Genomic DNA, 25,162 nt, shown 5'->3' with positions numbered 1-25,162 from the left:
ACAGAAGAACATGACTGAAACCCCAACCGCCCAGCTGTCCGCCGCCGGCGTCAGCATCTGGCTCGACGACCTCTCCCGCGGACGCATCCAGTCCGGTGGGCTGGAGCAGCTCATCGCCGACCGCAACGTCGTCGGTGTCACGACGAACCCGACGATCTTCGCGTCCGCGCTCAGCAACGGCGACGTCTACGCCGAGCAGGTCGCCCAGCTCGCCGCCGAAGGCAAGGACGTCACCGAGGCGGTCTTCGAGATCACCACCGACGACGTGGCCGCGGCATCGAAGATCTTCCGTGGGGTCTACGACTCCTCCAACGGGTACGACGGCCGCGTGTCGATCGAGGTCGAGCCGGGCTTCGCGCACGACGCCGCCTCGACGATCGACCAGGCCAAGCAGCTCTGGGCCAAGGTCAACCAGCCGAACGCGATGATCAAGATCCCCGCGACGGTCGAGGGCCTCGAGGCCATCACCGCCGTCATCGGCGCCGGCATCAGCGTCAACGTCACGTTGATCTTCAGCCTCACCCGCTACCGCGAGGTCATCAACGCGTTCCTCACCGGTCTCGAGCAGGCGAAGGCCGCTGGCCACGACCTCTCGACGATCCACTCGGTCGCCTCGTTCTTCGTGTCGCGGGTCGACACCGAGATCGACAAGCGTCTCGACGCGATCGGCAGCCCCGAGGCGACCGCGCTGAAGAGCAAGGCCGGCGTCGCCAACGCCCAGCTCGCCTACCAGGTCTTCGAGCAGGAGTTCGCGAGCGAGCGTGCCACCGCGCTCCTCGAGGCCGGCGCCAACAAGCAGCGTCCGCTCTGGGCCTCGACGGGCGTCAAGTCCGCCGACCTCCCCGACACGCTCTACGTGACCGAGCTCGTCGCCGACGGCGTGGTCAACACCATGCCGGAGAAGACCCTCGAGGCGACCTTCGACCACGGCGTCATCACCGGCGACACCGTCACCGGCTCCTACGCGGCTGCGAACGAGGTCCTCGACGCCATCGCCGCACTCGGTGTGTCCTACGACGAGGTGACGGCGCTGCTCGAGCGTGAGGGCGTCGAGAAGTTCATCGTGTCCTGGGACGAGCTGCTCGAGACCGTGAAGACGGCTCTGGAGGCCTCCAAGTGAGCTTCAAGATCCGCGTCAGCGGCGCGGCGGAAGCCGCTGTCGCATCGGTGGTCCCCACGCTCGTCAGCGACCTCGTCGCGTCGCGCATCACGGACCAGGACCCCACGCTGTGGGGTCCTGCGGCCGAGGCCGAGGCGTCCAAGCGCCTCGGCTGGGTCCAGGCGGTCTCCATCTCCCGCCCGCTGGTCGAGCCGATCCTCGCGCTCCGTGAGCAGTTCAACGACGAGGGCATCGACCACATCGTGCTCGCGGGCATGGGCGGTTCCTCGCTCGCACCCGAGGTCATCACGAACACGCTGGGTGGCAACCTCACCGTCCTCGACTCGACCGCTCCCGGTCAGGTCCTCGCGGCCCTGGCGGACCGGCTCGAGACCTCGGTGCTCGTCGTCTCCTCGAAGTCCGGCTCCACGGTCGAGACCGACAGTCAGCGCCGCGCCTACGAGGCCGCGTTCACGGCTGCGGGGATCGACCCCGCCGGTCGCATCGTCATCGTCACCGACCCGGGATCCCCGCTCGAGGCGGCGGCGAACGAGGCCGGCTACCGGGTCTTCAACGCCGACCCTAACGTCGGCGGTCGCTACAGTGCGCTCACCGCCTTCGGTCTCGTGCCGTCCGGTCTCGCCGGTGTCGACATCGGCGCGCTGCTCGACGAGGCCGACGCGGTGCTCGGAGAACTCGCGATCGACGACGCGTCGAACCCTGGACTCATCCTGGGTGCGGCGATCGGCGGCACCGTTCCGCTGCGCGACAAGGTCGGTCTCATCACCGACGGGACGCACATCGTCGGATTCCCGGACTGGGCCGAACAGCTGATCGCCGAATCGACCGGTAAGTCCGGTCGCGGCCTGCTGCCCGTCGTGCTCAACCCGCTCGCTCCCGAGCTCGAGTCGAAGCCGGCCGACCTCCAGATCGTCCGCATCGTCGACGACGCCCACGAGTTCCACCTGCTGCGCCACGACCGCCACGAGGGCGAGATCCTCGTCAGCGGCAGCCTCGGCGCGATGATGCTGGTGTGGGAGTACGCGACCGTCGTCGCCGGGCGCCTCATCGGCATCGACCCGTTCGACCAGCCGGACGTCGAGTCCGCGAAGGTCGCCACCCGTGGTCTGCTCGACAACCGTCCGGAGCCTGAGGCACCCGCCTTCGTCGCCGACGGTGTCGAGGTCCGCGGCTCGGCCGGTCTGCTCGACGGCGTGACCACCCTGTCCGGCGCCGTCGAGGCACTGCTCGCGCAGCTCCCCTCCGACGGCTACGTCGCGATCCAGGGCTACGTCGACCGTCTCGCCTCCCCGCAGCTCGAGAGCATCCGCGACCTCGTCGCGGCGAAGGCGGCACGACCCACGACCTTCGGGTGGGGTCCGCGCTTCCTGCACTCGACGGGTCAGTACCACAAGGGCGGCCCCGCGAACGGCGTGTTCCTGCAGATCACCGAGACGGCCCCCGTCGACCTGGAGATCCCCGAGCGCCCGTTCACCTTCGGCCAGCTCATCGAGGCCCAGGCTGGCGGCGACGCCCGCGTCCTCGCCGAGCACGGTCGTCCGGTCCTCACGCTGACCCTCACGGCGCCGGACCAGAACATCGTCACCCTCTTCGACGCCGTCAACGACTAGCGCGTCACTGCACAAGGAGCTTCATGTCCCCGGTGGAAATCACCCCGGAGTCCAACCCGCTGCGGGTGGACACCGACCGACGCCTCAATCGGATCGCCGGTCCGAGCGGCCTCATCATCTTCGGCGTGACAGGCGACCTGTCGCGCAAGAAGCTGATGCCGGCCGTGTACGACCTGGCGAACCGGGGCCTCCTGCCCCCCGGCTTCTCACTCGTCGGGTTCGCCCGACGGGACTGGGAGGACCAGGACTTCATGGAGGTCGTCCACGAATCCGTCAAGCAGTACGCCCGGACCGAGTTCCGCGAGGACGTCTGGAACCAGCTCGCCCAGGGCATCCGGTTCGTCCCCGGAGAATTCGGTGACGACGCGGCCTTCGAGAAGCTGAAGGAGACCATCGAGGAGCTCGATGCGGATCGCGGGACGATGGGCAACCACGCGTTCTACCTCTCGATCCCACCGAAGGCGTTCCCGCAGGTCACCGAGCAGCTCCGTCGCTCGGGACTCGCGGAACCCGCTGACGGTCAGTGGCGCCGGGTGGTCATCGAGAAGCCGTTCGGCAGCGACCTCAAGACGGCTCGCGAGCTGAACGACATCGTGCAGTCGGTCTTCCCGTCGGACTCGATCTTCCGGATCGACCACTACCTCGGCAAGGAGACCGTCCAGAACATCCTGGCGCTCCGGTTCGCCAACCAGCTGTACGAGCCCATCTGGAACGCCAACTACGTCGACCACGTGCAGATCACCATGGCCGAGGACATCGGCGTCGGCGGTCGCGCCGGGTACTACGACGGCATCGGAGCAGCGCGCGACGTCATCCAGAACCACCTGCTGCAGCTCCTCGCCCTCACGGCGATGGAGGAGCCGATCTCCTTCAACGCCGCAGACCTGCGCGCGGAGAAGGAGAAGGTCCTCGCGGCCGTCCGCCTCCCCGACGACCTCGGGGCCGCGACGGCCCGTGGACAGTACGCCGGTGGTTGGCAGGGCGGCGAGCACGTGCTGGGCTTCCTCGACGAGGACGGGATGAACCCGGAGTCGACGACCGAGACCTACGCGGCCATGCGGCTCGACATCAACACGCGTCGGTGGGCCGGCGTGCCGTTCTACCTGCGTGCCGGGAAGCGCCTCGGACGCCGCGTCACCGAGATCGCGGTCGTCTTCAAGCGTGCTCCGCAGTACCTGTTCGCGGAGAGCCAGACCTCGGCGCTCGGCCAGAACGCCTTGGTCATCCGGGTCCAGCCCGACGAGGGTGTCACCATCCGCTTCGGTTCGAAGGTCCCGGGTGCCGGCACCCAGGTCCGCGACGTCACGATGGACTTCGGCTACGGCCACGCCTTCACCGAGGCGAGCCCCGAGGCGTACGAACGTCTCATCCTCGACGTCCTGCTGGGCGACCCGCCCCTCTTCCCCCGTCACGAGGAGGTCGAGCTCTCCTGGAAGATCCTCGACCCGATCGAGGAGTACTGGGCCGCTCAGGACACGCCGCTCGAGCAGTACGCTCCCGGCACCTGGGGCCCGTCCTCGGCCGACGACCTCATGAACCGCGACGGACGCACCTGGAGACGACCATGATCGTAGACCTGCCAGACACGACCACGAGCAAGCTCTCGAAGGCGCTCGTGACCATCCGCGAGGACGGCGGCGCCGTCGCCCTGGGTCGCGTGCTCACCTTGGTGATCTCGACGCGGCTCGGAGCCGAGGAGGAGGCCATCGAGGCCGCCAACGAGGCCTCCCGCGAGCACCCCATGCGGGTCATCGTCCTCTCCACGGAGCACGACGACCAGCACTCCTCCATCGGAGACCGGCTCGATGCCCAGATCCGCGTCGGCGGCGACGCCGGAGCGAGCGAGGTGGTCATCCTCCGCGCCTACGGTGCGGTGGCCGAGAACGAGGAGAGCCTCGTGACCGGTCTGCTCCTGCCCGACGCGCCCGTGGTCGCCTGGTGGCCGGGAGAGGCACCGGAACGCGTCTCGACGTCACCGATCGGCCGCATCGCCCAGCGTCGCATCACCGACGCGTCCGCGGCGGCGGACACCCACGCCGCCCTCCGCGGTCGCGCGGCGAACTACGCCCCCGGAGACACGGACTTCGCGTGGACCAGGCTCACGCTCTGGCGTGCACAGCTCGCGGCGGTGCTCGACCAGCCGCCGTACGAGCCCGTCACGGCGATCGAGGTGTCCGGAGCATCGGACTCCCCGTCGACCGAGCTGCTCGCCGCCTGGCTCCAGCTGCAGTTGCAGGTCGACGTGACCCACGAGCTCAGCATGGCGCACGGGTCGAGCGGCATCCACGGGGTCCGCCTCACGCGGGCGTCCGGCAACGTCGTCCTCGAGCGTCCCGTTCCCGACATCGCGACGCTGATCCAGCCCGGACAGCCGACGCACGACCTCTCGCTCCCCCGTCGCAGTCTGCGCGACTGCCTCGCCGAGGAGCTGCGCACGCTCGACCCGGACGTCCTGTACGGACAGGTCATCACCGTGGGCCTCCCCGGCCTCGGCGAGCCGGTCACGCTCCGCGCTCGGACGAGCTGATGCCGACCGAGCGACGCGTCCTCGTCTACCAGGACCGCGACCAACTGACGACCTCGGTCGCCAAGCGGTTCCTCTCCCGAACCCGCGAACTGCTCGAGTCGCAGGACACGGTCCACGTCGTCCTGACCGGCGGTACCGTCGGGACGGGGACGCTCGCCGCCGTGGCCGCGTCGAAGGACCGCGACCGGGTGGACTGGTCCCGGGTGCACCTCTGGTGGGGAGACGAGCGCTGGGTCGCTCGGGACGACGCCGATCGGAACGAGTTGCAGGCACGCGAGGCCTTGCTGGAGACCCTGCTGGCGCTTCCGGAGCGTGGCCTCGTCGCCGAACACGTGCACGGATACCCGGCGCCGGAGGACGGCATCGACCTCGACGCCGCCGCGGTGCGGTACGCGGACGAGCTCCGACGGTTCGCGCGGCCCGGCGAGGACCACCCGCGGTTCGACATCACGTTCCTGGGTGTCGGTCCCGACGGTCACGTGGCGTCGCTCTTCCCGGAGCGGGCCGAGGTCTCGGTCACCGACACCTCGGTCGTGCCGGTGCGGAACTCCCCCAAGCCGCCGTCGGAACGACTCAGCCTGACGCGGCCGGCCATCAACTCCTCCGTGCGGGTCTGGCTCGTCCTCGCCGGCACCGACAAGGCGTCGGCACTCGGCCTCGCCCTCGCGGGTGCCAGCTACAACGAGGTCCCCGCCGCCGGGGCCAAGGGACGTAAACGGACGGTGTTCTTCGTCGACCAGGATGCCGCCGCCGAGGTCCCGGATTCGTTGATCCTCCCGGAGTACTAGCGGAGGCCGGCCGCCGAGCCGGTGCCAGCATGCAGAAAGGCCGTTCCCCGAGGGGAACGGCCTTTCTGCATGTGGTGCTGTCCGGCTACTTCGCTGCCGTACCGCGTCGTGCGCGGAGCTGCTGGAGTGCTTCTTCGAGCAGCTGCTCGGCCTCCTCCTCCGTGCGCCGTTCCTTCACGTAGGCGAGGTGCGTCTTGTACGGCTCGAGCTTCGCGACCTCCGGCGGGTTCGCCTTGTCGCGACCGGCCGGCAGACCGGACGTCGGGCAGTCGATCGTCTCCGGGATCTCCTCGTCGGGGACGTTCGCCGCGAAGTGGCGGACCGTCTCGTTGCCGAGGGCGTCCCAGTAGGAGATGGCGATGCGGTCCGCGTGGTAGCCGTGGTCCTGCTCGCCCATGGGACCGGCGCCGACGCGTGATCCCCTGATAGCGCTTCCGCCTGATGCCATGGTGTTTCCTCTTTCTCGTACTGTCGAGAGTGGTTCGGGTGTGATGCGTCGAGTTGCGTCCCCGGGATCGGGGCTTCGCGGCCGGTCTAGGCGGCGGCGAACTTCGTCAGGAGCCCGATCACGACGATGCAGGCACCCCAGGTCAGGCCGAGGATGACGGTGAAGCGGTTGAGGTTGCGCTCGGCGACCCCTGACGAACCGAGGTTGCTGGAGGAGCCGCCGCCGAACATGTCGGACAGACCGCCGCCGCGGCCCTTGTGCAGCAGGATCAGGAAGGTGAGCAGGAGGCTGGTGATGCCGAGCAGCACCTGCAGGATGACCTGGAGAATCTCCACGTGAGACCTTTCGCATTCGCGTTCAGAGGGGCTGAACCGCCGTCCAGTATACCTCGACGGTTCAGCGGACACGGCTCGGCCCGCGGCTGGTGCCGCGGGCCGAGCCGTGTCGGTGCTGCTGGTGCAGCAGGTCGGTCAGAGTCCGACGTGCTGCGAGAAGCGGGCGATCCCGGCGAACTCGTCGGCGAGCAGGCTCGCGCCGCCGACGAGGGCACCGTCGACGTCGGGTTCGCGCATGAAGCCGGCGATGTTCGAGGCCTTCACCGAACCGCCGTAGAGGATCCGCGTGCGCTGCGCCGCCTGGTCGCCGAGGACCTCGGCGAGCGTGCTGCGGAGAGCGGCTGCGACCTGCTGCGCCTGGTCGGGCGTCGCCGCCTGACCGGAACCGATGGCCCACACCGGCTCGTAGGCCACGACGATGTCCGCGTCCGGCGCGAGTCCGTCGATGGCCGCCTTGAGCTGCGCCACGGGGACGGCCGACGGGCCGTGTTCCTCGAGGTCTTCGGCGGTCTCTCCGATGCAGATGACGGGGACGAGGCCGTGTCGCACGGCTGCGGCCGTCTTCGCCTGGACGACCTCGTCGGTCTCGTTGTGCAGCGTGCGGCGCTCGGAGTGTCCGACGAGCACGTAGCGGCAGTCGAGCTTCGCGAGGAACGCTCCGGAGATCTCGCCGGTGTAGGCGCCCGAGTCGTGCTGCGACAGGTCCTGCGCGCCGTAGGCCAGCTTGAGCTTGTCGGCGGCGACGATCGTCTGGACCGATCGGAGGTCCGTGAACGGCGGGAAGATGGCCACCTCGGCGTCGGCGTAGTCGTGCTTGCCGTCCTTGAGCGTCCAATCGAGCTTCTGGACGAGGGCGATCGCCTGGAGGTGGTCCAGGTTGAGCTTCCAGTTGCCGGCGATCAGGGGCACACGCGTGCGCCCGGGGGTTACTGCTGCCATCCGAGGACCTCCAGTCCAGGCAGACGCTTGCCCTCGAGGAACTCGAGGCTGGCGCCGCCACCAGTTGAGATGTGACCGAACTGGTCATCATCGAAGCCGAGCGCACGAACCGCTGCGGCCGAGTCACCGCCACCGACGACGCTCAGGCCGTCCGTGCGGGTGAGTGCTTCAGCGACCGCGCGCGTACCGGCGGCGAAGGGCGCGAGTTCGAACACGCCCATCGGGCCGTTCCAGAACACCGTCTTGGACGCGGCGACGATCTCGGCGAACGCTGCAGCCGTGTCCGGTCCGATGTCGAGTCCGAGTCCGGAGGCACCGAACGGGGTGTCCTCGATGGCGTCGGCCGGGCGCACGACGTGCTCGGCGTCGGCACCGAACGCCGAGGCGACGACGACGTCGGTCGGCAGGACGATCGTCACGCCGAGCTCGTCGGCCTTCGCGAGGTAGCCGCGGACGGTCTCGATCTGGTCCGCTTCGAGCAGGCTCGAACCGACGGCGTGCCCCTGGGCGGCGAGGAAGGTGAACAGCATGCCACCGCCGATGAGCAGCGAGTCGACGCGCGGTAGCAGGTGGCCGATGACGCCCAGCTTGTCGGACACCTTCGAGCCGCCGAGGACGACCGTGTAGGGGCGCTCCGGGGTCTCGGTGAGACGGTCGAGGACCTCGAGCTCGGCGGCGATGAGCAGCCCGGCAGCGCTCGGGAGCAGCTTGGCGAGCTCGTACACGCTCGCCTGCTTCCGGTGGACGACACCGAAGCCGTCCGAGACGACGACGTCGCCGAAGGCGGCGAGCTTGGCGGCGAACGCCTCGCGTTCGCCGGCGTCCTTGCTGGTCTCGGCCGAGTTGAAGCGCAGGTTCTCGAGCAGCACGACGTCGCCGTCGGTCTGCGCGGCGACGGCGTCGGTCGCGGCACTGCCGACGGTGTCGGCGGCGAAGGTCACGGGCTTGCCGAGGAGTTCGGACAGCCGCTGCGCGACGGGCGCAAGGCTGTACTTCGCGTCGGGTGTGCCGTCGGGGCGGCCGAGGTGCGAGACGATGACGACACGCGCACCCTGGTTGATGAGCGCGTTGAGGGTGGGGAGTGCCGCGCGGATGCGGCCGTCGTCGGTGATGACGCCGTCCTTCAGCGGAACGTTGAGGTCGAGGCGGACGACGGCTCTGCGACCGCTGAGGTCGCCCAGCGAGTCGAGGGTGCGGAGGGTCATGAGGAAGGTCTTTCTCTGCGCTGAGCCACGACCACCGACGAAGCCGAACGGGCGCCCTGAAGATGATTCAGGACGCCCGTTCGGACCATGCGGTGTCTGGCTGCTCGGGTGAGGAGTGCGGCAGACAGCCGGTTGGTTAGAGGCGGTCCGCGACGTACTCGGTGAGGTCGACGAGGCGGTTCGAGTAGCCCCACTCGTTGTCGTACCACGAGGCGACCTTGACCTGCGAGCCGATGACCTTGGTGAGGCCGGCGTCGAAGATCGAGGAGTGCGGGTCGGTCACGATGTCGCTCGAGACGATCGGGTCCTCGGTGTACTTCAGGATGCCCTTGAGGGGGCCCTCGGCGGCAGCCTTGTACGCGGCGTTGATCTCCTCGACCGTGGCCGGGTTGGTCAGCTCGACCGTGAGGTCGGTGATCGAACCGGTCGGGACCGGGACACGCAGGGCGTAGCCGTCGAGCTTGCCGACGAGCTCCGGGATGACCAGGCCGAGTGCCTTGGCTGCACCGGTGGAGGTCGGGATGATGTTGACGGCGGCGGCGCGTGCACGACGGAGGTCGCTGTGCGGGCCGTCCTGCAGGTTCTGGTCGGCGGTGTAGGCGTGGACCGTGGTCATGAGGCCACGCTCGATGCCGAAGTTGTCGAGCAGGACCTTGGCGAGCGGCGCGAGGCAGTTCGTCGTGCAGGACGCGTTCGAGATGATGTCGTGCGTCGCGGCGTCGTAGGTGCCCTCGTTGACGCCGAGGACGATCGTGGCGACGTCGCTGCCGGTGGCGGGAGCGGACACGAGGACCTTCTTGGCGCCGGCGGTGATGTGCTTGCGGGCGTCGTCGGACTTCGTGAAGCGACCGGTCGACTCGATGACGATGTCGACGCCGAGCTCGCCCCAGGGGAGGTCGGCGGGGTCGCGCTCCGCGAGCACGATGATGGGCTTGCCGTTGACGATGATCTTGTCGCCGTCGAGCTCGACCGTCGCGTCCAGACGACCCGTGATGGAGTCGTACTTCAGGAGGTGGGCGAGCGCCTTGTTGTCGGTGAGGTCGTTGACAGCGACGATCTCGAGGTCGCTGCCCTTGGCGAGGGCGGCGCGGAAGAAGTTGCGGCCGATGCGGCCGAAGCCGTTGATGCCGATCTTGACGGACACAGATGACTCCTGATACTGAGGCGCCAGACGGCGCGATTGTACGGTCTGCTCGGAGTGAGCGCCCTCCCCGAGTGAGGAGGAAGGTGGTCCGTCCCGGCCCGTGGGACCGGGACGGACCGGTCAACTACGACAGTACCAGCAGGCCGTTGGTCTGCTTGCGCGCGATCTCGAAGCGTGCCTGGACGTCGGCCCAGTTGACGATGTTCCAGAACGCCTTGACGTAGTCGGCACGGACGTTCTTGTAGTCGAGGTAGTAGGCGTGCTCCCAGACGTCGAGCAGCAGCAGCGGGACGGTGCCGGCCGGGAAGTTGCCCTGCTGGTCGAAGAACTGCTGGATGTTGATGCGCTGACCGAGGGTGTCCCAGGTGAGCGCGGCCCAACCGGATCCCTGGACGCCGAGCGCCGCGGCGGTGAAGTGCGCCTGGAACTTGTCGAAGCTGCCGAAGTACTCGTCGACGGCCGACTCGAGCTCGCCGGTCGGCTTGTCGCCGCCGTCCGGGGAGAGGTTGTTCCACCAGATGGTGTGGTTGACGTGACCGCCGAGGTTGAACGCGAGGTCCTTCTCGAGCTTGTTGACGTTCGTGAAGTCGTTGGCGTCGCGGGCCTCAGCGAGCTTCTCGAGGGCCGTGTTCGCGCCGGCCACGTAGGTGGCGTGGTGCTTGTCGTGGTGGAGCTCGGTGATGGTCGCACTGATGTGCGGCTCGAGCGCACTGTAGTCGTACGGCAATTCGGGCAGTGAGTAAACAGCCATTCTTCGTGATCTCCTCGTGTTGTCCCGTGCGCTGTCTGCACACGGCTCTGAGCGTCATCACCCAGTCTAGTGAGCGGCAACCGTCGGGAGTCGGGGCTTGTTCCCAGCATGACGAACCGCGACGATGGCGGGTCGGCGAGGATTCACGAGCTGTTTCAGTCCTCGTAATCCGCCGGGAGGTTGGCGTCGGTGCCCGGGATGCCGAGATCGCTCGCGTGCTTGTCCGCCATGGCGAGCAGGCGCCGGATGCGGCCGGCGATGGCGTCCTTCGTCATCGGAGGGTCGGCGAAGTGGCCCAGTTCGTCGAGGCTGGCCTCACGGTGGTCGAGGCGCAGGGCACCGGCGTACTGCAGGTGGTCGGGCACCTCGTCGCCCAGGATCTCGAGGGCGCGCTCGACGCGCGCGCAGGCCGCCACGGCCGCCTGGGCGGAGCGGCGCAGGTTGGCGTCGTCGAAGTTGACGAGTCGGTTCGCGGTCGCCCGGACCTCCTTGCGCTGCCGCATCTCCTCCCAGGAGGTGACGGTGCCGGTGGCACCCATGAGCGACAGCATGCCGCTGATCGCGTCGCCCTCGCGGATGACGACACGGTGGATGCCGCGGACCTCCCGCGCCTTCGCGGAGACACCGATGCGGCCGGCGGCACCGACGAGCGCCATCGCGGACTCGTTACCGGGGCACACGACGTCCAGTGACGCGGATCGGCCGGGGTCGGTGAGGGACCCGGTGGCGAGGAACGCGCCCCGCCAAACGGCGGCGAGTTCGTCGCGCGACCCGGTGGTCAGCCGGTTCGGCAGCCCGCGGACCGCACGCCGCCGGGCGTCGAGGAGTCCGGTCTGCCGGGCGAGGGTCTCGCCACCCTCGATGACGCGCACCACGAACAGGCTCGGCTTGCCCGAGCTGCCGGGGTTCTGCACGAGGATCTCGCTGCGGATCCCGTAGAGCTCGCCGATGTCGCGCCGCACCCGCTGCGCGAGGGTCGGACTGTCGAGTTCGGCTTCGATCGCCACGCGTCCGGAGATCGTGTGGAGTCCGCCGGAGAAGCGGAGCAGGGACGCGAGTTCGGCCGCTCGGACCGAGTTGCGGGTCTCGCGGACGAGCGCCAGTTCGTTCTTGACGTCGGCGGTGAGGGCCACGGTGGTTCCTATCTGTCGTGATCGCGCCGTCGGAGTGCGGCGTCGATCCTGCATGTTCGCGATCCGGAGGCGTGGTGCCTCGGACCGTTCGGGCTCCGCCGCGGCTGCGTCGGGCCCATGGGCGTCATTCGCGCCCGAGGTCTCGGTGCCGGACGTGTACGGCGACGCCGGACTGGTTCCGCAGCCGGTCGGCGAGTTCGAGGGCGACCGCGACCGAGCGGTGCTTGCCCCCCGTGCAGCCGACGGCGATGGTGACGTGACGCTTGTTCTCACGCTGGTACCCGGCGAGGACGGGTTCGAGGGCGTGGGCGTAGCTCTCGAGGAACTCGGCGGCTCCGGTCTGCGAGAGCACGTACTCACTGACCTCGGGGTCCTGACCGCTCAACGCACGCAGCTCCGGAACCCAGAACGGGTTCGGGAGGAACCGCATGTCGGCGACGAGGTCCGCATCAGGGGGCAGGCCGTATTTGAACCCGAAGCTCAGCACGGTGACCTGGACACCCGGTGTCTCCGCGCCGGCGAAGAGCTCACGCGTGGTCGTGGCGAGCTGGTGGATGTTGAGGTCGCTCGTGTCGATGATGACGTCGCTCGACTCACGGATCTCGCTCAGTCGGTGACGCTCCGCCACGATGCCGTCGAGGATCGTTCCCTCGCCCTGCAGCGGGTGCGGCCTGCGGACGGCTTCGAACCGGCGGACGAGCGCCGCGTCGGTCGCCTCCAGGAAGATCATGCGGAGGTGCGTCCCGCCCCGGAGCGCCGGCACGATCTCCTGCAGCTCGCTGAAGAAGTCGCGGCCGCGGACGTCGACCACCGCGGCGATCCGCGGCAGACGTGATCCGGCGCGCTCGGCGAGGTCGACGAGGGGGCGGAGCATCTGCGGGGGCAGGTTGTCGACGACGTACCAGCCGAGATCCTCGAGCGCGTTCGCGACGGTGGAGCGTCCGGCGCCGGACATCCCCGTGACGATGAGGACTTCCTGCTGGTGCTGCGGCTGGCCCGGGGTCATCGACACGCTTTCCTCGAAGGTCTGAAGTCCCAGCCTACCCATTCCGCGAGGCCTGCGAGGGCTGTGCGGAGCCGGAGGTCAACGCCTCGTGCACCGTGGCCGCCAGTTTGTCGCCGATGCCCTTGACCTCGGTGATCTCGGCCGGCGTCGCGGTCTTCAAGCGGGCGACGGATCCGAAGTGCTTGAGCAGCTCGCGGACCTTCGCCGGACCGAGCCCGGGGATCTCACCGAGGACGGTCGAGATGTCGCGCTTCCGCTTCTGTCGCTGGAAACTGATGGCGAACCGGTGCGCCTCGTCGCGGACCCGCTGGAGGAGGAACAGCGCTTCGCTCCCCCGCGGCAGGATCACCGGATACGGGTCCTCAGGCAACCAGATCTCCTCCAGTCGCTTCGCCAGTCCGCACAGGGTGATCCCGGTCAGGCCGGACTCCTCCAGCGCACGCGCGGCAGCGGCGACCTGCGGTTGCCCGCCGTCGACGATGAGGAGCTGCGGCGGATAGGTGAACTTCCGGCGCTTGCGCTCCCCCGTGGTCTCGTCGACCGTCTCGACGGGCTCGGACGACGTGAGGTGTGCGAGTCGCCGGGAGACGACCTGGTAGATCGAGTCGGTGTCGTCGGTGGACTCGGCGACGCCGAAGCGACGGTACTCGTCCTTGCGGGACAGCCCGTCCTCGAAGACCACCATCGACGCCACGATGTTGGTACCGCTCAGGTGTGACACGTCGAAGCACTCGATCCGCAGCGGCGCCTCGGGCATCCCGAGCGCATCGCGGATGTCCTCGAGTGCCTGCGTCCGGGCGACGAAGTCGGAGCTGCGCCGGGTCTTGTAGAGCATGAGGGCCTGCTTGGCGTTGACGACCGCGGTCTCCATGAGCGTCGCCTTCTCGCCGCGCTGGGCGACGCGGAGGGCGACCTTCGAGCCGCGGCGTTCGGCCAGCCAGTCCTCGAGGCTCTCGGCGTCGTCCGGCAGTTCCGGGACGAGCACCTCTCGCGGGACCTCGGTCCCACTCGCGGCGGCGTACACCCGTTGGACGACGCTGTCGACGAGCTCGGCGGTCGACATGTCGAGCTCCTTGTCGACGGTCCACGACCGTACACCGCGGATGCGGCCGCCACGGACGATGAACTGCTGCACCGACGCGGCGAGCTCGTCGTGGTCGATGCCGAACAGGTCGGCGTCCACGGCGTCGCGCAGGACGACCGCGCTCTTCGCGAGCACCTGGTCGAGCGCCTGGAGCTGATCCCGGTAGACGGCCGCGGACTCGTAGTCCTGGCGGGCCGCGGCGGCCTTCATGTCGGCGGTGATGCGCGTCGTGAACCGGCGGTCGTTGCCGACCATGAACGAGACGAAGTCGTCGACGATCGCGCGGTGTTCCTCGATGGTGACCTTGCCGGAGCACGGGCCGCCGCACCGCCCGATCTGTCCGGGGAAACAGGGCTTCCCCGAGGCCATGGCCCGCTTGTACGCCGAGTCGGAGCAGGTGCGGATCGGGAAGACCTTGATCATGAGGTCGACCGTGTCGTGGACGGCCCAGATCTTCGGGTACGGACCGAAGTACTTGGCCCCCGGGATCCGGGTGTTCCGGGTGACCATGACGCGCGGCGCCTCGTCACCGAGGGTGACCGCGAGGTACGGGTACGACTTGTCGTCGCGGAACTTGACGTTGAACGGCGGGTCGTACTCCTTGATCCACGTGTACTCGAGCTGCAGCGCCTCGACGTCGCTGCCGACCGTCGTCCAGGTGACCCCGGTCGCGGTCGTCACCATGCGGCGCGTTCGCTCGTGCAGCGTGTGCAGGGGCGCGAAGTAGTTGCTGAGCCTCGCCCGGAGGTTCATCGCCTTGCCGACGTAGAGCACCCGGCCCGAGTCGTCGCTGAAGCGGTACACGCCGGGCATGGTGGGGATCTCCCCCGCCTTCGGCCGGTACGCCAGACCACTTCCGCCGCGGACGGCCACCACGTCAGCCCGCCTTGCGGCTGCCGCCGGCCTCTGCCTCGAACAGTTCGTTCAGGAAGAAGCCCGTGTGGCTGCCGGGGACCGTCGCGAGGTGCTCGGGTGTTCCCGTGGCGAGGACCGTCCCGCCACCGGCTCCACCCTCGGGGCCCATGTCGATGAGCCAGTCGGCGGACTTGATGACGTCGAGGTTGTGCTCGATCACGATGACCGTGTTGCCCTTGTCGACGAGCCCGCCGAGGACGAGCAGCAGCTTCCGGACGTCTTCGAAGTGCAGACCCGTGGTCGGCTCGTCGAGGACGTAGACACTGCGCCCGTTGCTCCGCCGCTGCAGCTCCGTCGCGAGCTTGACGCGCTGGGCCTCGCCGCCGGACAGCGTCGTGGCGCTCTGGCCGAGACGGACGTAGCCCAGGCCGACCTCGACGAGCGTCTTCAGGAACCGGTGGATCGAGGAGATCGGCTCGAAGAAGTCGGCAGCCTCGGCGATCGGCATGTCGAGGACCTCGGCGATGTTCTTGCCCTTGTAGTGGATGGTCAGGGTGTCGCGGTTGTACCGCGCTCCCCCGCACACCTCGCAGGCGACGTAGACGTCGGGCAGGAAGTTCATCTCGATCTTGATCGTGCCGTCACCCGAGCAGGCCTCACAGCGGCCGCCCTTGACGTTGAAGCTGAACCGTCCGGCGAGGTAGCCGCGGACCTTGGCCTCCTGCGTCTCCGCGAAGAGGTTGCGGATCTTGTCGAAGACGCCGGTGTACGTGGCGGGGTTCGAGCGAGGGGTGCGGCCGATGGGCGCCTGGTCGACGTGGACCACCTTGTCGAGGTGCTCCAGACCCGTGACCCTGGTGTGCTTGCCGGGCAGCTTGCGCGCGCCGTTCAGCTTGTTCGCCAGGACCCGGTACAGGACGTCGTTGACGAGCGAGGACTTCCCGGAACCGCTCACGCCGGTGACGGCGGTGAGGACTCCGAGCGGGAAGTCCGCGCTGACCTTCTTCAGGTTGTTGGCCTGCGCTCCGATCACCTGGATCTGACGCTTCGTGTCGATCGGACGACGCTTCGCCGGGATCTCGATGGCCTTGCGGCCGGAGAGGTAGTCGCCGGTGAGGGACTCGGTGTTGGCCTCGAGCGCCTCATACGACCCGGAGTGCACGACGCGGCCGCCGTTGACGCCCGCGCCGGGACCGATGTCGACGATCCAGTCGGCGGTGCGGATGGTGTCCTCGTCGTGTTCGACGACGATCAGCGTGTTGCCGAGGTCGCGCAGGGCCACGAGGGTCTCGATGAGGCGGCGGTTGTCGCGCTGGTGCAGGCCGATGCTCGGTTCGTCGAGGACGTAGAGCACGCCGGTGAGTCCCGAGCCGATCTGTGTCGCGAGGCGGATGCGCTGCGCCTCGCCGCCCGAGAGGGAGCCGGCGGTCCGGGCCAGATCGAGGTAGTTGAGTCCGACCTGGATGAGGAAGTCGAGTCGGACCTTGATCTCGCGCAGCACCTGCGCGGCGATGTGGGCCTCGCGGTCGCTCAGCTCGAGGCGGTCCATGAACGCGCGGGCGTCGGAGAGGCTCAGCTCGGCGACCTCGGCGATGTTGTGGTCGTGGATCAGGACGGAGAGGACCTCCGGCTTCAGGCGACGACCGCCGCAGACCTGGCACGGGACTTCGCGCAGGTACTCGGACCAGCGCACGCGCTGGCTGTCGGTGTCGGCCTGGAGGTACTGACGCTCGATGTACGGGATGACGCCCTCGAAGCCCGAGGAGTAGCTCATCTCGCGGCCGAAGCGGTTCTTCCACTTGACCTTGACCTTGAAGTTGTCGCCGCGGAGCACCGCCTCCTGGACCTTGGAAGGCAGGTCGCGCCAGGGGGTGTCGAGCGAGAAGTCGAGGTCGCGGGCAAGCCCGTCGAGCAGCTTCTCGTAGTACTGATAGAGCCCCTTGCCCTGGGTGGTCCACGGGACGATGACGCCCTCGTTGATGCTGAGTTCCTCGTCGCCGAGGAGCAGCTCCGCGTCGACCGACATGCGCGTGCCGAGGCCCGAGCACTCCGGGCAGGCACCGAACGGGGCGTTGAACGAGAACGTCCGCGGCTCGATCTCGGTCAGCTGCAGCGGGTGGTTGTTCGGGCAGGAGAGCTTCTCGGAGAAGGTGCGCCAGGCGTCGTCGCCCTCCTCGTCGACGAAGTTGATCGTCACGAGGCCGTCGGTGAGCTGCAGTGCCGTCTCGAGGGAGTCGGTCAGGCGACCGAGGATCTCGGGCCCGGCGACGAGGCGGTCGACGACGACCGCGATGTCGTGCTTGACCTGCTTCTTGAGGGTCGGCGGTTCCGCGAGCTGGATCGCCTCGCCGTCGACGATGGCGCGCGCGAAGCCCTTGGCCGAGAGCTCCTTGAAGAGGTCGACGAACTCGCCCTTCTTCTGGCTCACGACGGGGGCGACGATCTGGTAGCGGCGTCGCTCCTCGAGCTCCATCAGCTGGTCGGCGATCTGCTGTACCGTCTGGCGCTGGATGACCTCGCCGCAGACCGGGCAGTGCGGGACGCCGATGCGCGCCCAGAGCAGCCGCATGTAGTCGTAGACCTCGGTGATCGTCCCGACGGTCGACCGGGGGTTGCGGTTCGTGGACTTCTGGTCGATCGAGACCGCGGGGCTCAGGCCCTCGATGAAGTCGACGTCGGGGCGGTCGACCTGACCGAGGAACTGGCGGGCGTACGCCGAGAGCGACTCGACGTAGCGTCGTTGGCCCTCGGCGAAGATCGTGTCGAAGGCGAGTGAGGACTTCCCCGAGCCCGAGAGACCCGTGAAGACGACGAGCGAGTCGCGAGGGATCTCGAGGTCGACGTTCTGAAGATTGTGGACGCGGGCACCGCGGACGCTGAGCGTGGAGTGGTGATCTACCTTGGCAATTGACACCCTTCGAGTCTACGCAGCACCACCGACACCGGACTCCCGAGCGGTGTCTGTGGTACTGCGCTCTCAGCGAAGCGCCGGACTAGATGTGCCCGGCCTTGGCCATCTGTCGGAGTTCCTGCTTGAGCTCGGAGACCTCGTCGCGGAGACGGCCGGCGAGTTCGAACTTGAGCTCCGCAGCGGCGGCCAGCATCTGCGCGTTGAGGTCGGCGATGATCGACTCGAGGTCGTTCGCGCCCTCGGCGGCGATGCCCTCCCGACGCAGGTTCGGCGTCGGGCTCTTCTTCTTGCCGTTGTCGCGTCCGGCGAGCAGTGCCGCGGTGTCCGCGCCTTCCCGGGCGAGTGCCTCGGTGATGTCGGCGATCCGCTTGCGCAGCGGCTGCGGATCGATCCCGCGCTCCTCGTTGTAGGCGACCTGCTTCTCGCGGCGACGGTCCGTCTCCTCGATCGCGCGCTTCATCGAGTCGGTCAGGACGTCGGCGTACATGTGGACCTCGCCGGACACGTTGCGGGCGGCACGACCGATGGTCTGGATGAGCGAGGTCGACGAGCGGAGGAAGCCCTCCTTGTCGGCGTCGAGGATCGCCACGAGCGAGACCTCCGGGAGGTCGAGCCCCTCGCGCAGCAGGTTGATGCCGATGAGGACGTCGTAGACGCCCTGCCGGAGTTCGCTCAACAGCTCGACCCGCCGGAGGGTGTCGACGTCGGAGTGCAGGTAGCGGACGCGCACGCCGGCCTCGGTCAGGAAGTCGGTGAGCTCCTCTGCCATCTTCTTGGTGAGGGTGGTGACGAGGACGCGTTCGTCGCGCTCGGCGCGGACCCGGATCTCCTCGAGGAGATCGTCGATCTGGCCGTTGGAGGGCTTCACGATGATCGCCGGGTCGACGAGGCCGGTCGGGCGGATGATCTGCTCGACGATGCCGTCCGCGATGCCCATCTCGTACTTGCCCGGCGTCGCCGAGAGGTACACCGTCTGGCCGACGCGGTTCTTGAACTCGTCCCACCGGAGCGGGCGGTTGTCCATCGCACTCGGGAGTCGGAACCCGTGCTCGACGAGGGTGCGCTTGCGGGAGGCGTCGCCCTCGAACATCGCGCCGATCTGCGGGACGGTGACATGCGACTCGTCGATGACGGTGAGGAAGTCGTCGGGGAAGTAGTCGAGGAGGCAGTTCGGTGCCTCACCGGCCGAGCGGCCGTCGATGTGGCGCGAGTAGTTCTCGATGCCGGAGCAGAAGCCGATCTGCTGCATCATCTCGAGGTCGAAGGTGGTCCGCATGCGGAGCCGCTGGGCCTCGAGGAGCTTGCCCTCGCGTTCGAGCGACTGGAGCCGCTCCGCCAGTTCTTCCTGGATGGTGCCGATGGCACGCTGGATCGTTTGCGGGCTGGCGGCGTAGTGGGAGGCCGGGAACACCGACACCGCGTCGAGCTTCTTCACGACGTCGCCGGTGAGCGGGTGCAGGGCGTAGAGGGCCTCGATCTCGTCGCCGAAGAACTCGATGCGGATCGCGAGCTCCTCGTAGACCGGGATGATCTCGATGGTGTCGCCGCGCACACGGAAGTTGCCGCGCGAGAAGTCGACGTCGTTGCGGTTGTACTGCATGCCGACGAACTTGCGGATGAGGCGGTCGCGCCCGATGTTCTGACCGACCTGCAGCGCGGCCATCGCCTCCAGGTACTCCTCCGCCGCACCGAGGCCGTAGATGCACGACACGGTCGACACGACGATGACGTCGCGACGGCTCAGCAGCGAGTTGGTGGTCGAGTGCCGCAGTCGCTCGACCTCGGCGTTGATCGACGAGTCCTTCTCGATGAAGGTGTCGGTCTGTGGGACGTACGCCTCGGGCTGGTAGTAGTCGTAGTAGGAGACGAAGTACTCGACCGCGTTGTTCGGCATGAGCTCGCGGAACTCGTTCGCCAGCTGGGCCGCGAGCGTCTTGTTGTGCGCCAGGACGAGCGTCGGGCGCTGGACGGCTTCGATGAGCCAGGCGGTCGTCGCGGACTTACCGGTACCCGTGGCGCCCAACAGGACGACGTCGGTCTCGCCGGCGTTGATGCGCCCGGACAGCTGCTCGATGGCGGCGGGCTGATCGCCGCTCGGCTCGTACTCGCTGATCACCTCGAAGGGGCGGACGGCGCGTGTTGGTTCCATGCTCCGAGTCTACGGAGGACCACCGACACCACTGCCCCGCTTCGCCCACAGCGGAGCGGGCGAAGCGCTCAGACGCCGTCCTGACGGTCGGGCGCCGGTACAGCGGCCGCGGCGGCGCGGTGCCAGACCGCGTCGACCTGGCTGAGGGTGTACTCGAGCGAGCCGGCGGTGTCGATCACCACGTCGGCGACGGCGGCGCGCTGCTCCTCGGTCGCCTGGGCCGCGATCCGTCGTTCCGCCTCGCCCCGGTCGAGCCCGCGGAGGTCGACGAGCCGACGGGCGCGCTCCCCTTCCGGAGCTGCGGCGACGACCACGAGGTCGAACTCGTCTGCGCGGCCGGTCTCGACGAGCAGCGGGACGTCGTAGACGACGACGGCACCGGGGTCGCTCGAGGCTTCGGCGATCCGGGCCTGTGAACGCCGCTTGACCTCCGGGTGCACGATGGCGTTGAGGTCGGCTCGCGCCTGGTCGTCGGCGAAGACGATGGAGCCGAGCGCAGCGCGGTCGAGCGCTCCGTCGGGCCCGATCACGTCGGCACCGAAGCGCTCCGCGATGGCGGCCAGTCCCGGGGTCCCCGGCTCGACGGCCTCTCGTGAGAGGACGTCCGCGTCGATGACGACGGCGCCGTGTTCAGCGAGCCGGGCCGCGATGGTCGATTTGCCGGAGGCGATCCCGCCGGTGAGGCCGATGAGGTACATGTCAGCCAGCGTACCCGCGGAGCGTGCAGCGCCTTCGACCAGCGCCCCTCGCACAACGCAGCAGGGGGCCGCCCGAAGGCGACCCCCTGCTGGACACCGACGCTGGTCGGTGCTGGTGGGACTAGTTGCTCGAGAGCTTCTCGCGGAGAGCCGCGAGGGACTCGTCGTCAGCGAGCGTGCCGCCGCCGGCGGAGTCGCTCGAGAACGAGGAACCGGCCGACGAGGACGCGGTCGACGAGGAAGCCTGGTTGGCCTCTTCGACGGCTGCGGCAGCGACCTGCTTCTTGTGCGCTTCCCAACGAGCCTGGGCGGCAGCGTAGTCCTGCTCCCACTTCTCGCGCTCGGCGTCGAAGCCTTCCTTCCACTCCTGCGTCTCGGCGTCGAAGCCCTCGGGGTACTTGTAGTTCCCGAGTTCGTCGTACTCCGTGAGCATGCCGTAGAGGGCCGGGTCGAACTCGGTGCCCTCGGGGTCGACACCCTCGTTGGCCTGCTTGAGGCTCAGCGAGATGCGGCGACGCTCGAGGTCGATGTCGATGACCTTGACGAAGACCTCTTCGCCGACCGACACGACCTGCTCGGCGAGCTCGACGTGCTTGCCGGAGAGCTCCGAGATGTGCACGAGGCCCTCGATGCCGTCTGCGACGCGGACGAACGCACCGAACGGGACGAGCTTGGTGACCTTACCCGGTGCAACCTGGCCGATGGCGTGGGTGCGGGCGAAGACCTGCCACGGGTCCTCCTGGGTCGCCTTGAGCGACAGCGAGACGCGCTCGCGGTCCAGGTCGACCTCGAGGATCTCGACGGTGACTTCCTGACCGACCTCGACGACCTCGCTGGCGTGCTCGATGTGCTTCCAGCTGAGCTCGGAGACGTGGACGAGACCGTCGACGCCGCCGAGGTCGACGAACGCGCCGAAGTTGACGATCGAGGAGACGACGCCCTTGCGGACCTGTCCCTTCTGGAGGTTGTTGAGGAAGGTGGTGCGGCTCTCGGACTGCGTCTGCTCGAGGAGCGCACGGCGCGACAGGACCACGTTGTTGCGGTTCTTGTCGAGCTCGAGGATCTTCGCCTCGATCTCCTGGCCGAGGTACGGCGTGAGGTCGCGGACGCGGCGCAGCTCGATGAGCGAAGCCGGGAGGAAGCCACGAAGGCCGATGTCGACAATGAGGCCGCCCTTGACGACCTCGATGACCGAACCGGTGACGACGCCGTCGGATTCCTTGATCTTCTCCACGTCGCCCCAAGCACGCTCGTACTGCGCGCGCTTCTTCGACAGGATCAGACGGCCTTCCTTGTCCTCCTTCTGGAGAACGAGAGCCTCGATCGTGTCGCCGACGTTGACGACCTCGGAGGGGTCGACGTCGTGCTTGATGGAGAGTTCACGCGAGGGGATGACACCCTCGGTCTTGTAGCCGACGTCGAGGAGGACCTCGTCGCGGTCGATCTTCACGACGGTGCCCTCGATGAGGTCGCCGTCGTTGAAGAACTTCAGAGTCTTTTCGACCGCTGCGAGGAAGTCCTCAGCAGATCCGATGTCGTTGATTGCGACCTGCTTGGGGGCGGTCGTTGCGCTTGTCATGTAGTAATTGCTCCAGGTGGACAATGATTCAGGCCGGCCTCGCGCACGGCCCCGGACCCGTGGATGACCACGGACGTTGATCGAAGCGATGCTGTTGTGTGAACCGATCCGGGGATCGGTGTCGCTCTGCGAGACGGGCAGGCGGATAGGACGTCACAATTGTGACAGTCCAGTCTAGCGATTTTCCGGGTGTGCAGGCAAGCCACGGTCGGAGAGGATGTCCCGCAGCGCTGGATCGAGCGTCGGGTGCTCGAACCGGTAGCCCGCCTGCAGCAACCGCTCCGGCATCGCCCAGCGACTCTTCAGGACCAGCTCGCTCTCGGTACGCAGGATGGACATCCCGATCTCCAGCAACCAGCGGGGTGCGGGGAGGCCGACCGGCATCCCGAGCACGTACCGCACGGTCCGCATGAATCCGCGGTTGTCGGTGGGGTTCGGGGACGTCACGTTGACGACGCCGTCGAGTTCGGGATGGCCACGGAGGAACCGGACGATGCCGACGACGTCGTCCAGATGGATCCAGCTGAACCGCTGCCGCCCGCCCGGCGTCCCGAAGCGGTGATCCGTCCCAGCGGCACGACGCGATCGGGAACGGGGCCAGTGACCGTCCAGTTGGGGTCCGCCGAGGCCGAGGCGCGCCAACCACTTGAGCGGGGTGAGTGCTCCGCCGTCGCCCAGGACGATCGCGATGCGGAGGGCGACCCGTCGTGTCCCGGGCAGCTCGTCCGCGAAGAACGCCTGCTCCCAGGCGGTCGCGACGTCGACGGAGAACCCGGAACCGATCTCACCGTCGGCTTCCGTCATCGGGCGGTCGTCGGCATGGCGGTAGATCGTGGCGGTCGACGAATTGATCCAGAGCGGCGGAGGCGCAGCGGCTGCACGCACCGCCCGCGCCAGCTCCGTCGTCGTGTCCACGCGGGACCGGAGGATCTCGGCACGATTCGACGGGGTGTAGCGACAGTTCACGCTCTTCCCGGCGAGGTTGACCAAGAGGTCCGCGCCGTCGACCAGCCGGGCGATGCCCGCGTGGTCACCCCACCGCGCGTCGGCGGCACCGCGCCCGATGACGGAGACGGTGGCGCCGTCGGCCCGGAACGACTCGACCAGACGACGCCCGATGAACCCGGACGCGCCGGCGACGACGATCCGTTCGGCCGTCATCCGAGCATCGCCGACCGCAGCGTGTCGAGCCCGACGCCACCGAGGTCCAGTGCCCGACGGTGGAAGTCCTTGATGTCGAAGGCGTCCCCGGCGCGGCGGGCCGCGTCGTCACGGAGCTGTTCCCAGATGCGCTGGCCGATCTTGTACGACGGCGCCTGGCCGGGCCAACCGAGGTACCGGTTGACCTCGAACCGGACGAACTCCGGCGACATGTTGACGTTGCGACCCATGAAGTCGAAGGCGTACTCGGCGGTCCAGGTCCCGCTGCCGTCCGGCAGCGGCTTGCCGAGGTGCACACCGATGTCGAGGACGACGCGGGCCGCGCGCATCCGCTGACCGTCGAGCATGCCCAGACGGTCCGCCGGGTCGTCGAGGTATCCGAGCTGCTCCATCAGGCGCTCGGCGTAGAGGGCCCAGCCCTCGGCGTGGCCGGAGGTACCGGCGAGCTGTCGACGCCAGAGGTTGAGCGTCTTCCGGTTGACGACGGCCTGCCCGATCTGCAGGTGATGTCCTGGCACACCCTCGTGGTAGACGGTCGTGAGCTCGCGCCACGTGTCGAACTCGGTGACGCCGGCGGGGACGGACCACCACATGCGGCCAGGGCGTGAGAAGTCGTCCGTCGGGCCGGTGTAGTAGATCCCGCCCTCCTGCGTCGGCGCGATCATGCACTCGAGCGCGCGGATCTCCTGCGGGATGTCGAAGTGCGTGCGCCCCAGCTCCTCGACCGCACGGTCACTCGTCTCCTGCATCCATCGCTGGAGCGCGTCGGTGCCGTGCAGCTTGCGCGCCGGATCCTGTTCGAGGAAGGCGACCGCCTCCTCGACGGACGCGCCGGGGAGGATCTCATTCGCGATCGCCTCCTGCTCCGACACCATGCGCGCCAGTTCCTCGATGCCCCATTCGTAGCTCTCGTCGAGGTCGACCGTCGCGCCGAGGAATCGGCGGGACTGCAGTGCGTAGAGCTCGCGGCCGATGGCGTCCTCCTGGGTCGCAGCAGGCAGCAGTTCGTGCGCGAGGAAGTCCGCCAGACGGTTGTAGGCGACGGCTGCGGCGCCGGCACCCGTCGAGAGTTCGGCGGCGAGGGACGCCGGGAGCTGACCGTCCGCCGGTCCGGCGTTGGCGGCGAAGCCGATGAAGAACCCGTCGTCGGCGCCGGTGCGGAGGACCTGCTCGTACACCTCGGCCACCTGGCGGCGTGCCGGGGTGATCCCCCGGGCGATGCCCTCGCGCAGGGTCTCGATGTACCCGTCGACCGCGTCCGGCAACGCGCCGAGGCGGGTCCGGATGGTGCTCCAGTCCTCGACCGTCGCGGTCGGCATCAGGTCGAAGACGTCGCGCAGCTCCTGCGACGGCGACGCGATCACGTTGAGGTCGCGGTACTGGAGACCGGCCTCCGACGAGGCGAGGTCGAGTTCCAGCTCCGCCGAGAGGTCGGTCTGGGTGACGCGGTCGACAGCGTCGACCGGTGCGGCCGACCGCAGCTCGCGAAGCGTGCGCGATGCCGCTTCGATGTAGGCCTCGTGGCCGGCAGGCGAGTAATCGCCGTACCGCCCGCCGACGTCCGTGCGGCCGATGTAGGTGCCGACCTCCGGTTTCAGCTGGACGAGGGTCTCCACCCAGCTCTCGGCGATGGCGTCGATCGGTGTGCTCTGACGAGGTTCTTCGTGGGACATGACGTCGAGCCTAGTCCGCACCCGCCCGACGCCCGGGTGCGGACCC

20 protein-coding genes are annotated in these 25,162 nt (G+C 68.5%); 5 read left to right on the top strand and 15 right to left on the bottom strand.

The genetic code is table 11. The features are described from left to right. Window positions 1-10 precede the first annotated feature (10 nt). Genes tal through pgl form a run of 5 tightly spaced genes read left to right on the top strand, consistent with a single transcriptional unit; the run spans window position 11 to window position 6,045 of the window. On the top strand, window positions 11-1,120 hold the full coding sequence (gene tal / locus IFR14_RS11590) for a transaldolase (RefSeq protein ID WP_159878827.1): 1,110 nt from the start codon (window positions 11-13) through the stop codon (window positions 1,118-1,120). After that, entirely contained in the window at window positions 1,117-2,730 is a 1,614-nt protein-coding gene (locus IFR14_RS11585) for a glucose-6-phosphate isomerase (protein WP_191941114.1), read from the top strand. Before tal ends, IFR14_RS11585 begins: the two co-directional genes overlap by 4 nt. 23 nt (window positions 2,731-2,753) lie before the next feature. Next, window positions 2,754-4,298, top strand: coding sequence for a glucose-6-phosphate dehydrogenase (gene zwf, locus IFR14_RS11580; protein WP_064296929.1), 1,545 nt, complete (start codon window positions 2,754-2,756; stop codon window positions 4,296-4,298). Next, window positions 4,295-5,257, top strand: a complete 963-nt coding sequence (locus tag IFR14_RS11575; RefSeq protein WP_079705959.1) for a glucose-6-phosphate dehydrogenase assembly protein OpcA — start codon at window positions 4,295-4,297, stop codon at window positions 5,255-5,257. The genes zwf and IFR14_RS11575 overlap by 4 nt, the downstream gene beginning before the upstream one ends. Then, window positions 5,257-6,045 carry a 6-phosphogluconolactonase gene (gene pgl, locus IFR14_RS11570; protein WP_137241661.1) on the top strand — a complete coding sequence of 263 codons (789 nt, stop codon included), beginning with the start codon at window positions 5,257-5,259 and terminating at the stop codon, window positions 6,043-6,045. Before IFR14_RS11575 ends, pgl begins: the two co-directional genes overlap by 1 nt. Window positions 6,046-6,130: 85 nt before the next feature. On the opposite strand, the gene IFR14_RS11565 is transcribed toward pgl, so the two are convergent. From IFR14_RS11565 to IFR14_RS11495, 15 genes are all read right to left on the bottom strand, one after another. After that, window positions 6,131-6,493: an RNA polymerase-binding protein RbpA gene (locus IFR14_RS11565; protein WP_064296926.1), complete on the bottom strand. Its 363-nt coding sequence runs from the start codon at window positions 6,491-6,493 to the stop codon at window positions 6,131-6,133. A gap of 86 nt (window positions 6,494-6,579) precedes the next feature. After that, a complete protein-coding gene (secG, locus tag IFR14_RS11560) occupies window positions 6,580-6,828 on the bottom strand; it encodes a preprotein translocase subunit SecG (protein WP_056005661.1) in 249 nt (82 codons plus the stop codon). A gap of 135 nt (window positions 6,829-6,963) precedes the next feature. After that, window positions 6,964-7,767 (bottom strand): triose-phosphate isomerase, encoded by an 804-nt coding sequence (gene tpiA / locus IFR14_RS11555; protein WP_137241662.1) that lies wholly within the window; start codon window positions 7,765-7,767, stop codon window positions 6,964-6,966. Continuing rightward, window positions 7,755-8,972, bottom strand: coding sequence for a phosphoglycerate kinase (locus IFR14_RS11550; protein ID WP_079705956.1), 1,218 nt, complete (start codon window positions 8,970-8,972; stop codon window positions 7,755-7,757). The genes tpiA and IFR14_RS11550 overlap by 13 nt, the downstream gene beginning before the upstream one ends. 136 nt (window positions 8,973-9,108) lie before the next feature. Further along, entirely contained in the window at window positions 9,109-10,116 is a 1,008-nt protein-coding gene (gap, locus tag IFR14_RS11545; RefSeq protein ID WP_064296923.1) for a type I glyceraldehyde-3-phosphate dehydrogenase, read from the bottom strand. A gap of 124 nt (window positions 10,117-10,240) precedes the next feature. Next, window positions 10,241-10,867 (bottom strand): superoxide dismutase, encoded by a 627-nt coding sequence (locus IFR14_RS11540; RefSeq protein WP_191941113.1) that lies wholly within the window; start codon window positions 10,865-10,867, stop codon window positions 10,241-10,243. A gap of 155 nt (window positions 10,868-11,022) precedes the next feature. Continuing rightward, window positions 11,023-12,000, bottom strand: coding sequence for a DNA-binding protein WhiA (whiA, locus tag IFR14_RS11535; protein WP_064296921.1), 978 nt, complete (start codon window positions 11,998-12,000; stop codon window positions 11,023-11,025). Between the two features lie 124 nt (window positions 12,001-12,124). Beyond that, on the bottom strand, window positions 12,125-13,006 hold the full coding sequence (gene rapZ, locus IFR14_RS11530; protein ID WP_064296920.1) for an RNase adapter RapZ: 882 nt from the start codon (window positions 13,004-13,006) through the stop codon (window positions 12,125-12,127). A 34-nt stretch (window positions 13,007-13,040) separates the two neighbouring features. Further along, entirely contained in the window at window positions 13,041-14,966 is a 1,926-nt protein-coding gene (gene uvrC, locus IFR14_RS11525; RefSeq protein WP_290368182.1) for an excinuclease ABC subunit UvrC, read from the bottom strand. A gap of 1 nt (window position 14,967) precedes the next feature. Then, window positions 14,968-17,859, bottom strand: coding sequence for an excinuclease ABC subunit UvrA (gene uvrA / locus IFR14_RS11520; protein WP_137241663.1), 2,892 nt, complete (start codon window positions 17,857-17,859; stop codon window positions 14,968-14,970). 79 nt (window positions 17,860-17,938) lie between these two features. After that, window positions 17,939-20,005, bottom strand: a complete 2,067-nt coding sequence (gene uvrB, locus IFR14_RS11515; RefSeq protein ID WP_056777426.1) for an excinuclease ABC subunit UvrB — start codon at window positions 20,003-20,005, stop codon at window positions 17,939-17,941. A 68-nt stretch (window positions 20,006-20,073) separates the two neighbouring features. Then, a complete protein-coding gene (gene coaE, locus IFR14_RS11510; protein WP_159878817.1) occupies window positions 20,074-20,703 on the bottom strand; it encodes a dephospho-CoA kinase in 630 nt (209 codons plus the stop codon). A gap of 121 nt (window positions 20,704-20,824) precedes the next feature. Beyond that, window positions 20,825-22,282 carry a 30S ribosomal protein S1 gene (rpsA, locus tag IFR14_RS11505; RefSeq protein ID WP_056005690.1) on the bottom strand — a complete coding sequence of 486 codons (1,458 nt, stop codon included), beginning with the start codon at window positions 22,280-22,282 and terminating at the stop codon, window positions 20,825-20,827. Between the two features lie 174 nt (window positions 22,283-22,456). Then, window positions 22,457-23,443, bottom strand: coding sequence for an epimerase (locus IFR14_RS11500; RefSeq protein ID WP_137241665.1), 987 nt, complete (start codon window positions 23,441-23,443; stop codon window positions 22,457-22,459). Further along, the gene (locus tag IFR14_RS11495; RefSeq protein ID WP_086473273.1) at window positions 23,440-25,116 is read right to left on the bottom strand and encodes a DUF885 domain-containing protein; all 1,677 of its coding nucleotides are present in this window, start codon (window positions 25,114-25,116) and stop codon (window positions 23,440-23,442) included. Before IFR14_RS11495 ends, IFR14_RS11500 begins: the two co-directional genes overlap by 4 nt. Window positions 25,117-25,162 lie beyond the last annotated feature (46 nt).

This window comes from Plantibacter sp. CFBP 8775 (assembly GCF_014839505.1).
Lineage (GTDB): Bacteria > Actinomycetota > Actinomycetes > Actinomycetales > Microbacteriaceae > Plantibacter > Plantibacter auratus.
The sequence above is the reverse complement of the archived record's forward strand: the minus strand, read 5'-3'. Positions and strand labels throughout refer to the sequence as shown.